The organism is Acidovorax sp. NB1, from assembly GCF_005405905.1.
GTDB lineage: Bacteria > Pseudomonadota > Gammaproteobacteria > Burkholderiales > Burkholderiaceae_C > Acidovorax.
Genome location: NZ_BJHU01000040.1, coordinates 47227 through 59480, shown reverse-complemented (window position 1 = coordinate 59480; position 12254 = coordinate 47227). Strand labels below are relative to the sequence as shown.

Sequence of the window (12254 nt, the reverse complement as noted above, 5' to 3'; positions counted from 1 at the left end):
CTGTTCAAGACACCTCTCGGCAGATGGGCCAGACTGCGCCTGCATGTGCAACAGGCATCTTCGGTCCGTCTATGTATACCCAACCCCTTTTTCAGCCAGAAGACTCTGGCGAGTGCCACCGCCTCATGCGTGCCTACCCGCTTGCCACTGTGGTGGCCACAACAGAGCAGGGGCTGGAGGCCAACTTGCTGCCACTGGAGTGGGTGGCGCACGGCGTCTGCGGTCAATTGAAAGGGCATGTCGCTCGTGAGCACACGTTGCACCGGTCACTGCGTGACGGCGGGCAGGTGCTTGTGGTTTTTCAGAGCCCCAACGCCTATATTTCACCGCGCTGGTACGTCAGCGGCCAGCGGAGCGGGCGCCTTGCCCCGAGCTGGAACTATGCGGCGGTGCAAGCGCGTGGTGCGATTCGCTTCACAGACGACAGCCAGTGGATGCATGCCCATCTACAGGCACTCACCCGTTCACAAGAAGAGCGCCGCACGTTGCCCTGGTCTTTGCAGGATGCGTCCCCTTCGTTTGTGGAAGACGCAGCCCGCCGACTGGTGGGGTTTGAGATCGATATCGAGCACCTGAGTGGCAAGCGATTTCTGTCACAGCAGCGCACACCTGAAGATAGACACAGTCTGGTCAAACACCTTCTTCTGGAGCCTGCCGGTGCGGCGCGTGATGTGGGGGCGATGATCGTTCCGTAGGCCCTCAGAACAGGTTCTCAGGGGGGCAGGATGCTGGCGAGTGTTGTCAGCTGGCTGCCACCAGCCGCCCCCGGCCTGCCGCCTTGGCTTCGTACAGCGCACGGTCTGCCCGTGCCATCAGCGCCGCCAGATCGGTTTCGCCAAGCTCGGGTGTTGCCAGCCCGGCGCTGTAGTCCAGCGCAAAGCCCAGTTCGGCCACGCTCGCGGCATGCAGCCGCCGGCGCAGTCGCCGATCAAACGCCATGCCGGCCGGGGCGCTGTTGTGCAGCAGCAGCACGCCAAACTCCTCGCCACCCAGCCGTCCGATCAGGTCGCCGCTGCGGCAGGTGTCGCCAAGCAGCCGTGCAAACAGCTGCAGCGCACGGTCGCCCGCTTCGTGCCCCCGGGTGTCGTTGATCTGCTTGAAGTGGTCCACGTCCAGCATCAATGCCGTCACGGGCAGCTGGTGGCGGGCAGCGTGGGCCAGCAGGCTGGTGCCCTGCTGGGCAAAGCTGCGCTGGTTGAGAAGGCCCGTGAGGCCATCGGTCATGGCCAGGGTGCGCAGTTTTTGTTCGGCCTCGGCGCGCCACGCGACCAGCAGTGCCACAGTGCCCAGCACCAGGCTCACGTTGGTGGCCATGGCTGCGGCAAGGTTCACGGGGTGGGGCGTGCGAAAGCTCGGGTACTGGTCGGTAAAGGCGCCCAACATGCCGCGCGCCAGTGTGAAGGCGGCCGAAGTGAGCAGGCAGCCCAGCAGCAGGCTGCGCCAGCGCAGGTTGGACGCGACCACAGGCGCCAGGGTGGCGCGCGCCACGATGCACAAGATGGCAGCCATCAGAAAGTTGGCCCAGCCCACGCGCCAGGCGTAGTGACCAAAGCCCAGCGTGTAGCCCAGCGGCGCGGCAATCACCAGCGCCAGCAGCACGCGGCGCAAGGGGCGGGGGCCCAGCCATTCCTCCAGCGCGCGGTACAGCATCCACTGCGCGGCCGCATTGCAGGCGATCGACAGGGTGGAGAGGGTCTGGTCCCACAGAGAGGACGAGGCGATGATGGCCGCCCAGGCCACCGCCTGCAGCAGCATGCTGGCCTGCATGTTGCGCGCTGCGCGGCCCACGTCCCGGCCCATGATCAGCGGCAGCGCGGCCGAGATCATGAACAGGTTGGCCGCCATGACCGTCATCAGGGTGAGGAAATCCAGTGGCATTCGCGGCGGCCCCGGGGGCGGTTTACTGAAAAGCGACCTCGGCAAAGCTGCGCAGCTTGCGGCTGTGCAGGCGGTCCACGCCGCCGTTGCGCAGGATTTCGATGGCACGCATGCCGATGCGCAAGTGCTGGTCCACACGCTCGCGGTAGAAGTGGTTGGCCATGCCGGGCAGCTTGATCTCGCCATGCAGGGGCTTGTCGCTCACACACAGCAGGGTGCCATAGGGCACACGAAAGCGGAAGCCGTTGGCCGCAATGGTGGCGCTTTCCATGTCCAGCGCCACGGCGCGGCTCTGGCTGAAGCGGCGCTGGGGCGTGTTGTCGGGCAGCAGCTCCCAGTTACGGTTGTCGGTGCTGGCCACGGTGCCGGTGCGCATCACGCGCTTCAGGTCTGCGCCGCTGATCTGCGTGATATCGGCCACGGCCTGCTGCAGCGCCAACTGGATCTCGGCCAGCGCCGGGATGGGCACCCACAGTGGCAGGTCTTCGTCCAGCACATGGTCTTCGCGCACATAGGCGTGGGCCAGCACGTAGTCGCCCAGCTGCTGGCTGTTGCGCAGGCCCGCGCAGTGGCCCAGCATCATCCAGGCGTGCGGGCGCAGCACGGCGATGTGGTCGGTGATGGTCTTGGCGTTGGCGGGGCCCACGCCGATGTTGACCATGGTGATGCCGCTCGCGTCCTTGCGCACCAGGTGGTAGGCGGGCATCTGCGGCAGGCGGGGTGGGGCGGCGCCCAGCTCGTCGCCGGCCTCGGCGCTCAGGCCCACGCGGCGCGTGACCACGTTGCCGGGTTCGATGAAGGCGATGTATTCGCTGTCGGGCTTGGCCATCTCGGCGTGGCCCAGGCGCACGAATTCGTCGATGTAGAACTGGTAGTTGGTGAACAGCACAAAGTTCTGGAACCACTCGGGCGCCGTGCCCGTGTAGTGGCGCAGGCGGTGCAGCGAGTAGTCCACGCGCGGCGCGGTGAACAGCGACAGCGGCTGCGCCTCGCCGGGCGCGGCCTGCCAGGTGCCGTTGGCGATGCCGTCGTCCATGGCGGCCAGGTCGGGCAGGTCGAACACGTCGCGCATGAGCATGCGGCGGGCCTGGGTCAGCGTGCCTTCGATGTGGTCGTGTTCGGCAAACGAGAAGTGGATGGGGATCGGGTGGGTGCTGGTGCCTACTTCCAGCTCCACGTTGTGGCTGGCGCGCAGCAGGCGGAACTGCTCGGCGTAGTAATTGGCAAACAGGTCGGGCCGGGTCAGCGTCGTCTCATAGCGCCCGGGGCCCTCCACAAAACCGTAGGCCAGCTTGGTGTCGGCCCGCGCTACCGTGGTGGTGTGCACCCGCACGAACGGGTAGAAGGCGCGCACCGGGCCCTCGGGCGTCTCGCCCGCCACAAAACGCTGCATGGCGTCGCGCAGGTGGCCAATTTGTTGCTGGTAGATGCGCTGCACCTGGGCCAGCGCATCGGCCGGGTCGGTGTGGCGGGTCGGGGCGATGAAGTCGGGGATGAGGGGCATTCCCCTATTGTCCACAAGCCAGACGACAAAATCGGACGAAAAGCGCGCTTACCGGCGCAGCCAGCGCTCCGTGGCCTCGGCGTCCAGGGGGGGCGACACCACAAACCCCTGGATCAAGTCACAACCCAGCCCTGCCAGCAAGTCAATCTGTGCCTGTGTTTCCACCCCTTCGGCCACGGTTTTGAGCTGCAGGCTGCGGCCCATCTGGATGATAGCGGTGACGATGGCCACGTCGTCGGAGTTGCCGGGTGTGTCGGCCACGAAGGAGCGGTCGATCTTGAGCTTGTCGATGGGGTAGCGCTTGAGGTAGGCCAGTGATGAATACCCCGTGCCGAAATCGTCGATGGAGATGCCTACACCCAAAGCCTTGAGGGCGTTGAGGGTGCCCAGCACCTGGCCGGTCTGGTGCATGAGCACGGACTCCGTCAGCTCGATCTCCAGGTATTTAGGGGCAAGGCCTGTTTCGAGCAGAACGGCTGCGATTTCGGCGGCCACGTCGCGCTGACGGAATTCGAGGGCCGAGAAGTTCACGGCCATGGGCACCAGGGCCAGGCCCTGGTCCTGCCAGGCCTTGAGCTGGCGGCAGGCCTCGCGCATCACCCAGCGGCCGATGGGGGTGATGAGCCCGCGCGACTCCGAGAAGGTGATGAACTCGTCCGGGCCCACCAGTCCCCGTTCGGGGTGGCGCCAGCGCACCAGCGCCTCCAGGCCTTGCAGCGTGCCGTCGGCCAGGCAAATCTGGGGCTGGTAGTGCAGAACGAAGTGATTGTGGGCAATGGCCTCGCGCAGCTGGCGCTCTTGCTGCAGCACGTCCAGGGCACTGGCGTCCATGCTGGAGACGTAGAACTGGCGGTTGCCGCGCCCGCTTTCCTTGGCGTGGTGCATGGCCGCATCGGCGCAGCGCAGAAGCACATCGGCGCTGCCGCCGTGGTCCGGAAACAGGCTGATGCCGATGGAGGGCGAGATGGTGAGCGGCAGCTGGTCTACCGTGAACACCCCGTGCATGGAGTCCAGCAGCTTGTCGGCCACCATGGCCACGTCGTCCTGGTTCTGCACATCGGTCAGCACCACCACAAACTCGTCGCCGCCCAGCCGGGCCACCACATCGGCATCGCGCACGCCCTGGCGCAGGCGCTCAGCCACGTTGCGCAGCAACTGGTCGCCCGCGTGGTGGCCCAGCGAGTCGTTCACGGTCTTGAAATGGTCCAGGTTCACAAACAGCACAGCCGCACAGCCGTGGCGCCTGCGCGCGAGCGACAGCACCTGCGACAGCTGCTCCATCAGGAAATGCCGGTTGGGCAACTGCGTGAGGGTGTCGTGCAGCGCGATGAAGGCCTCGCGCTCCTGCGCCTGCTTGCGTGCGGTGATGTCGCGCACCACCACGATGCGGTAGTCCGCATGGTGCAGCGGCATGGTCTTGCCGACCACCTCGACCGGAATGGCGTGGCCGTCCTTGTGGCGGATGGTGACTTCGTAGGGGTCTTCGCGGCCGCTGCGGGTGTATTCGAGTGCCGTGGCGCGCCATTCGGGGCTGATGAAATTGAAGATCGACAAGCCCAGCACCTCGTGCAAGGCATAGCCCGTGAGCCGGTACAGCGCCTCGTTGCCGTCGGTGATCAGGCCGTCGCGGTGGAACACGATGGCCTCGTCCGTGGCCTCGGTGAACTTGCGCATGCGCTCTTCGCTCTGGCGCACCTCGCGTTCTGCGCGCCAGCGTTCGGTGATGTCGGTGATGAGCACGAAGGAGCCGAGCTGTTGCCCCGCGTCGCCAAAATGCGGGATCAGGTTGACCTCGATCATTCGCACCTCGCCGTTGGGCAGGGTCTGCTCGCGGGTGTATTTGACGCGTTCCCCCAGCGTGGAACGCTTCACATGCGGCTCGATGGCCTGCCAAGCCTTGTCGCCAATGGCCTCCTGCACGGTCAGGCCCAGGATGGACTCGGTGCTGTGGCCGTTGTAGGCGGCGTAGCCCTGGTTGGCAAACTGGCAGCGCAGGCCGGGAACGTCGTAGTAGGCCATCAGCGCCGGCACCGAGTCGGCAATCAGGCGCAGCAGCGAGTCGCTGGAGCCTCCCTGGCCCGGGGCGTTGGCTGCGTTGGATGAATCTGGCATGTCCCACTCGGTGCGTGTCTGATGGTTATAGCCTATACCCCTGACGGAGCGTAAGGTAATTGCCCGGATACCCCGGGCCGGATAATCGGGCCATGACCTCCAAAGAAACCCCCGCCAGCACCGATTTCAGTGCGCTGGCCCTGAGCCCCGCCATGCTGGCCAACCTGCAGCAGCTGGGCTACACGAGCATGACCCCGATCCAGGCGGCCAGCCTGCCGCCTGCGCTGCTGGGCAAGGACCTGATCGCCCAGGCCAGCACCGGCAGCGGCAAGACGGCCGCGTTTGCCCTGGCCCTGCTGGCCAACCTGAACCCCCGCCGGTTTGCCGTGCAGGCCCTGGTGCTGTGCCCCACGCGTGAGCTGGCCGACCAGGTGACCACCGAAATCCGCCGCCTGGCGCGTGCCGAAGAAAACATCAAGGTCGTGACCCTGTGCGGCGGTGTGCCGCTGCGGGGCCAGATGCTGAGCCTGGAGCACGGCGCCCACATCGTGGTGGGCACGCCCGGCCGCGTGATGGATCACCTGGAGCGCCAGCACCTCACGCTGGAAGCGCTCAACACCCTGGTGCTGGACGAAGCCGATCGCATGCTGGACATGGGCTTCTTTGACGACATCGTGACCGTGGCGCGCCAATGCCCCAAAGAGCGGCAGACCCTGCTGTTCTCGGCCACCTACCCCGAAGGCATCGCCAAGCTCAGTGCGCAGTTCATGAAGTCGCCCGAGCAGATCACGGTGCAGGCCCAGCATGCCGAAGGCAAGATCGAGCAGCGCTGGTACGAGGTGAAGAACAGCGAACGCCTGCATGGGGTGTCGCAGTTGCTCAACCACTTCCGGCCCGACTCGTCCATCGCGTTTTGCAACACCAAGCAGCAGTGCCGCGACCTGGTGGCGGTGCTGCAGGCCCAGGGCTTCAGCGCGCTGGCGCTGTTTGGCGAGCTGGAACAGCGCGAGCGCGACCAGGTGCTGGTGCAGTTCGCCAATCGCAGTTGCTCGGTGCTGGTGGCCACCGACGTGGCCGCGCGGGGCCTGGACATTGCCAACCTGGCCGCCGTCATCAACGTGGACGTGACGCCCGACCCCGAGGTGCACATCCACCGCATCGGCCGCACCGGCCGGGGCGACGCCGAAGGCCTGGCGCTGAACTTGGCCAGCCTGGACGAAATGGGCAGCGTGGGCAAGATCGAGCAACTGCAGGGCCGCGAATCGCGCTGGTTCCCGCTGGCGGACCTCACGCCCACGGGCAGCGGCCCGCTGGTGCCGCCCATGGTCACCCTCCAGATCATCGGCGGCCGCAAGGAGAAGATCCGCGCGGGCGACGTGCTGGGCGCGCTGACCGGCGACATGGGCTACACCCGCGAGCAGGTCGGCAAGATCAATGTGAACGACTTTTCCACCTACGTCGCGGTGGACCGCGCGATTGGCGCCCAGGCCGTGCAGCGGCTCAACAGCGGGCGCGTCAAAGGCAAGAGCGTGAAAGCGCGGCTGGTGTCGGGTAACGAAGAAAATTTCGAATGAAATTGGCCGTTTCCGCGCATCCAGTAAGCGCAAGTAGCTATTAATTTGATACTGATTGGGTGGGGCGCTCAACACAGCGGTTGACCGGTGGGCTGGACGCGCCCGGGGGCGTGTCGGGTTAGGCCCTGCGGGCAAAGCGACACCCTCGCCAACCCGGACACTTCATTTGGCCGCGCTAGCCGTCTGCAGCATCTGCACCATGGCGCTGTAGCCGCGCTGGCGCGCCAGCTGCAGGGGCGTGTTGCCTTGGCGGTCGGTCAGGGCCTGGCTGGCGCCGGCCTTGAGCAGGGCCTGCAGCGTGGCCTGGTGGCGCGGGCCGCCATTGCCCAGCACGATGGATTCGATGAGCGCCGTCCAGTGCAGGTTGTTCACATGGTCCAGCGGCGCTCCGGCCGCGATCAGCTGGCGCACCACGCCGTCGTGCCCCAGGTGGGCGGCGGCGATCAGGGCCGTGCCGTCGTAGCGGCTGGTCACCTGTTGGGCGCTGGCGCCCAGTTGCAGCAGCAGGCGCAGCGTGGCCTCGTCATCGGCCACGGCGGCAATGGTGATGGCGTCGTAGCGGTCGTTCTCCAGCGCGTTCAGGTCGGCGCCCGATTGGGCCAGGGCGCGGATCGCGTCGGCCTGCCGGGCAAAGGTGGCCACATGCAGCGGCGTGCGGCCGTAGCCATCGCGGGCATTCACATCGGCCCGTGCTGCGATCAGTTGGGTTAGCTTGGGCACATCGCCCCGCGCCGCAGCCGCATGCAGGCCCTGGTAGGCCGCTGTTTCAGCCGCCGAGGGAGGCATCTGGGCCTGGGCCGGGGTGGCGCAGGCCAGCGCTGCGGCCAGGGCGAAAACAAGGTTCCAGGGCTTCATGGGTGCCTCCGATGGCGTGCGTTGCGGGTGAGGGCGGTGAGCTGTTAGCGGTGACTGCGCTCGGTTACTTCAGCAGGTCCGCAACCTTGGCGATGCCCGCCACGGCGCATTGCTCGTCCAGGTGGCCGCCGGGCGCACCGCCCACGCCCACAGCGCCAATCACCTCGTTGCCCACCTTCACGGGCACGCCGCCGCCCAGCAGCAGGTAGCCGGGGATGTTGACCAGATTGGCGGCAGCAGGGTTCTTCTGCGCGCCTTCCATCATGGCCAGCGTGTTGTTCTTGGCCGATGCCGAGGTGTAGGCCTTGAGGCGGCTGGCTTCCAGCGTGTGGGGGCCCGCGTTGTCGGCGCGGTGCACGGCGCGCACGGTGCCTGCGCGGTCCACCACGGTGGCCGTCACGGCGTAGCCGTTAGCAGTGCAGGTGGCCACGGTCTGGGCGGCGATCTGCGTGGCCAGGTCCAGCGACATGTTTTTCTCGGTGCGTACGCCTTCGGCGCTGGCGGCGGTGGCGATCAGGGACAGGGTGAGGGCGGCGGCGGTGGCGAGGCGGTTTTGCATGGTGTTCTCCGGTGTTTTTGCGTCGGTGCCACCCGTTGTGGCGCCGTGGGAGAACTGTAAAAATTGCCGCCGTTTTCAGCCATTCGGGCGGCTACGCGCGGGGCTCCGTAGAACTACGGAAGGCCTTTGCCGACCGATTCAGGATGCGGCATCCACCAGCGCCGCATAGCGCCGGATCAGCTGCGCCAGCGACTCGGCCCCCAGCTTGGCGAACAGGTTGGCGCGATGGGTTTCGACGGTGCGGGGCGAGAGTTCGAGCGCCCGGCCGATTTCCTTGTTGGTCAGCCCCTCCACGATCAGCCCCAGCACCTCGCGCTCGCGGGCCGAGAGCTGTGCAAAACGCTCGCGCGCCTGCTGGTCGGCCTGGTGGCGCTCGCGCGAGCGCACATGCTGGCGCACGGCGTTTTGCAGTGCCTCGATCAGCACCTCATCGTCCACCGGCTTCTCCAGAAACTCGGCCGCGCCGGTCTTGAACGCGCGGCGGCACATCTCCACCGTGCCGTGGCCGGTGAGCAAAATCACGGGCTGGTCCACGCCCTGGGCCAGCAGCTGCTCCAGCACCGTGAGGCCGCTGATGCCGGGCATGCGCACATCGAGCACGATGGCGCCGATGCTGGCACGGTCGAACCCCGCTATGAACGACTGCGGGTCGGCCCAGGTCTGCACGCGCAGGCCCACGGTGCTGATGAGCAGGGAGAGGCCCTCGCGCACGGCGGCATCGTCGTCCACCAGGTGGATCAGGGGCGAGAGGGAGGGGGCGCTATCGTTCATCGGCGGGTGGAGCAGCAGAGAGGGTCAGCACGAACTCGGCACCCCGCTGGGCGGTGGACGGGGGCGTGGCTTCGGGCGCCAGGGCGAGCTGCGCGCCCATGGCCTGCGCCAGGCTCTCGCACAGCGTGAGGCCCAGGCCCAGCCCGCCGGTGCGCGTGGTGTAGAAGGGCTCGAACAGGTGCTGGCGCGCCTCGGGCGGGATGCCGGGGCCGTGGTCGCGCACCGACAAGGTCACCCGCCCGCTTTCCGCGCGCGCCATGCTCAGGCGCAGCTGGCGCTCTGCGGGCGGCACCTGCTCCAGCGCCTGCAGCGCATTCATCAGCAGGTTGTGGATGATCTGCTGCAGGGCCACGGGTTCGGCCAGCACCGGGGGCAGGTCTGCGGCTGCCAACACCTCGGGCACCACACCGCGCTGCGCCAGCTCGGGCTCCAGCAGATGCAGCACGTCTTGCACGGCGGTGGGCAGTGCCAGGGACTGGGCCTGGCCTGCCAGGTCGGGCCGCTCCACCAGGCGGCGCAGGCGGCCCACCACGGTGGATGCGCGGCGCGCCTGCTCCACGGCGCGGGCCATGGCGGTCTGTGCGGTGTCGAGATCGGGCGGGTCGTCGGCCAGCAGGCGCTGGGCGGCCTGCGTGCTGGACAGCAGCGCGGTCAGCGGCTGGTTCAGCTCGTGCGCCATGCCTGCGGCCAGTTCGCCCAGCGTGTTCAGCCGCGCCACCTGGCCCAGGCGCAACAGCTCTTCGGCCCGCTGGCGTGCCACGCGCTGGCGCCACAGGGCGCGGCCTGTGGCCCACAGCGCTGCGGTCAGCAGGCACCAGCCCAGCATGCGCCACCAGGGCAGTTCGTGCAGGCTCACGCTGCGGCGTGCTACCACGTCCAGCGGCTGGCTGGCAGCGGCCAGCAGTTTGTGAAAGTCGTAGGTGCGGATGCCGCTGCCCGGGTCGGCCTGGCCGGGCTGCACCACAAAGGCCGTGCCGCTTTGCTCCAGCGTCACGCGCACCGGGCTGGTGGCCATGTCCATGGGCCACTCGTCGATGGGGATGGTGGCGCGCAGGTCGATGTGCAGCGCGTAGCTGGCCGGTGTGCCCGCCAGCACCAGGTAGAAGCGGCCTGCGGGCAGGTTCAGCCCCGCCATCGCGGCGTGGCCGGTGCGCCGTGATGTGGCCTCTGCCGCTGCCAGCTCGGCCTGCAGCGTAGGCGGCCAGTCGCTGTGGGCCGAGCGCTGCAGCACGGTCAGGATCTGTGGGTACACCGACGGGAGGCGGGGCAGGGGCGATGCCGCGTTGTGCGGGCCATCCGCCGCAGCGGCAGCAGGCTGCAGCAGCGCCAGCGTGGCCATGATGGCGTCGTGCTGCACCACGCGCTGGCTCAGCAGCCGGTGCACGATGCGTGCGTCGGTCTCGAACGCCGCGTGCAGTTGCTGCAGGCGGTCCACCACCAGCCAGCCGCAACCAATGCCGGCCACCAGCACCCACAGCAGCAGGCTGGGCAGGTGCAGGGCGTGTGGGGGCAGAAGGCGGCGCCAGGCGGGGAACATGCGCGGATTCTGGCATGGGGCCCACGCCGGGGCCTGCAGTTAAACCGCGCTTAAGGTGGCTCTGGTGTAATTTCTGATTCGCCTGTTGGCCACTGCTTCGGCTTCTTCACCTACCGCCATGTCCGCCGCCTCCACCACATCCCACCCCTGGCTTTCGCCCCGCAACCTGCTGTGGGCGTCCATTGCTGTGGCGGCAGTCACCATCGCCCTCAAGACGCTGGCCTGGGTGGTCACGGGCTCGGTCGGTTTGCTGTCGGATGCGATGGAGTCGTTTGTGAACCTGGCCAGCGCCATGTTTGCGTTGGCCATGGTGACGGTGGCCCAGCGCCCGGCCGACGATGACCACCCCTACGGCCACCACAAGGCCGAGTATTTCTCCTCGGGCTTCGAGGGCATCCTCATCATCGGCGTCTCGGCCGGCATCTTCTGGGCTGCGGGCCACCGGTTGTTCGACCCGCAACCCATCGAGCAGGTGGGCTGGGGCCTGGGGCTGTCGGTGCTCAGCTCGGCCCTCAACGGGCTGCTGGCCTGGGTGATGTTCCGCTCGGCGCGCGAGCACCGCTCCATCGCACTGGAGGCCGATGCCCGCCACTTGGTCACCGATGTGTGGACCTCGGCTGGCGTGCTGGTGGGCATCGCGGGCGCGGCCCTGACCGGGTGGCTGTGGCTGGATGCGGTGGCGGCCATTGCCGTGGCGCTGAACATTCTGAAAGAGGGCGTGGAGCTGGTGTGGCGCTCGTCCCAGGGCCTCATGGATTCGGCAGTGGAGCCCGAGGTGCAGACCACCATCGACGCCACGCTGCAGCAGTTTGTGGCGGCCCAGGCGCCGGGCGCTGTGCGCTTCGACCATGTCTCCACCCGCCGCGCGGGCCAGCGCCAGTTTGTGGACATGCACCTGCACATGCCTGCGCACTGGACCCTGCGCCACGCCGCCGAGCTGCGCGGCCAGGTCGAGCGCGCGCTGATGACCGCCGTGCCCGGCCTGCGTGCCACCATCGAGCTGCTGCCCACCGATGTGGAGGCGCATTTCGACGACCCCCGTGACGATGTGAAGGATGCCGTGAAGTGATCAGCGTATTGCAACGTGTGCGCGAAGCGCGAGTGGATGTGGACGGGCAGACCGTGGGCGCCATCGGCGCGGGCCTGCTGGTGCTGGTGTGCGCCGAACGCGGCGACACCGAGGCCGAGGCCGACAAGCTGCTGGCCAAGATCCTCAAGCTGCGCATCTTTTCGGACGCTGCGGGCAAGATGAACCAGAGCGTGCAGGATGTTGATGGAGGCCTGCTGCTGGTCAGCCAGTTCACCCTGGCGGCCGACACCACCGGCGGCAACCGCCCCAGCTTTACCCAGGCGGCGGCGCCCGATGAAGGGCGGCGGCTCTACGACTACCTGGTGGCCCAAGCCCGCCGAGCCCACCCCGTGGTGGCCACCGGCCAGTTTGCGGCCGACATGCAGGTGCATTTGGTCAATGACGGGCCGGTGACGATACCGCTGCGGATGCCACCTGCAGTGCATCAAAATTGA

Annotated in this window: 11 protein-coding genes; 4 read left to right on the top strand and 7 right to left on the bottom strand. The window is 67.6% G+C overall.

Annotated elements, in window-relative coordinates:
• Nucleotides 1-23 precede the first annotated feature (23 nt).
• The gene (locus tag AvAM_RS20105) at nt 24-695 is read left to right on the top strand and encodes an FMN-binding negative transcriptional regulator (RefSeq protein WP_307722885.1); all 672 of its coding nucleotides are present in this window, start codon (nt 24-26) and stop codon (nt 693-695) included.
• A 46-nt stretch (nt 696-741) separates the two neighbouring features.
• Here the strand turns inward: AvAM_RS20105 and AvAM_RS20100 are convergent, their stop codons facing one another.
• The 3 genes from AvAM_RS20100 to AvAM_RS20090 are packed head-to-tail and all read right to left on the bottom strand — an operon-like array spanning nt 742 to nt 5494.
• Nucleotides 742-1878, bottom strand: a complete 1137-nt coding sequence (locus AvAM_RS20100) for a GGDEF domain-containing protein (RefSeq protein WP_137748729.1) — start codon at nt 1876-1878, stop codon at nt 742-744.
• 22 nt (nt 1879-1900) lie between these two features.
• Nucleotides 1901-3382 (bottom strand): AMP nucleosidase, encoded by a 1482-nt coding sequence (locus AvAM_RS20095; protein WP_137748728.1) that lies wholly within the window; start codon nt 3380-3382, stop codon nt 1901-1903.
• Between the two features lie 48 nt (nt 3383-3430).
• On the bottom strand, nt 3431-5494 hold the full coding sequence (locus AvAM_RS20090) for a bifunctional diguanylate cyclase/phosphodiesterase (protein WP_137748727.1): 2064 nt from the start codon (nt 5492-5494) through the stop codon (nt 3431-3433).
• A 92-nt stretch (nt 5495-5586) separates the two neighbouring features.
• Here AvAM_RS20090 and dbpA point away from each other — a divergent pair, with 92 nt between their 5' ends.
• Nucleotides 5587-7008, top strand: a complete 1422-nt coding sequence (gene dbpA / locus AvAM_RS20085; protein ID WP_137748726.1) for an ATP-dependent RNA helicase DbpA — start codon at nt 5587-5589, stop codon at nt 7006-7008.
• 162 nt (nt 7009-7170) lie between these two features.
• On the opposite strand, the gene AvAM_RS20080 is transcribed toward dbpA, so the two are convergent.
• The 4 genes from AvAM_RS20080 to AvAM_RS20065 all read right to left on the bottom strand — a co-directional run bounded on the left by AvAM_RS20080 (nt 7171) and on the right by AvAM_RS20065 (nt 10730).
• The gene (locus AvAM_RS20080) at nt 7171-7863 is read right to left on the bottom strand and encodes an ankyrin repeat domain-containing protein (RefSeq protein WP_137748725.1); all 693 of its coding nucleotides are present in this window, start codon (nt 7861-7863) and stop codon (nt 7171-7173) included.
• Between the two features lie 64 nt (nt 7864-7927).
• A complete protein-coding gene (locus AvAM_RS20075; RefSeq protein ID WP_137748724.1) occupies nt 7928-8422 on the bottom strand; it encodes a heme-binding protein in 495 nt (164 codons plus the stop codon).
• 138 nt (nt 8423-8560) lie between these two features.
• Entirely contained in the window at nt 8561-9193 is a 633-nt protein-coding gene (locus tag AvAM_RS20070) for a response regulator transcription factor (protein ID WP_137748723.1), read from the bottom strand.
• Nucleotides 9183-10730: a sensor histidine kinase gene (locus tag AvAM_RS20065; RefSeq protein WP_137748722.1), complete on the bottom strand. Its 1548-nt coding sequence runs from the start codon at nt 10728-10730 to the stop codon at nt 9183-9185. The genes AvAM_RS20070 and AvAM_RS20065 overlap by 11 nt, the downstream gene beginning before the upstream one ends.
• A 118-nt stretch (nt 10731-10848) precedes the next feature.
• On the opposite strand from AvAM_RS20065, the gene AvAM_RS20060 reads away from it, so the two are divergent.
• Complete coding sequence (locus AvAM_RS20060) at nt 10849-11799, top strand: cation diffusion facilitator family transporter (RefSeq protein WP_137748721.1); 951 nt, start codon at nt 10849-10851, stop codon at nt 11797-11799.
• The gene (gene dtd / locus AvAM_RS20055) at nt 11796-12254 is read left to right on the top strand and encodes a D-aminoacyl-tRNA deacylase (RefSeq protein ID WP_137748720.1); all 459 of its coding nucleotides are present in this window, start codon (nt 11796-11798) and stop codon (nt 12252-12254) included. The genes AvAM_RS20060 and dtd overlap by 4 nt, the downstream gene beginning before the upstream one ends.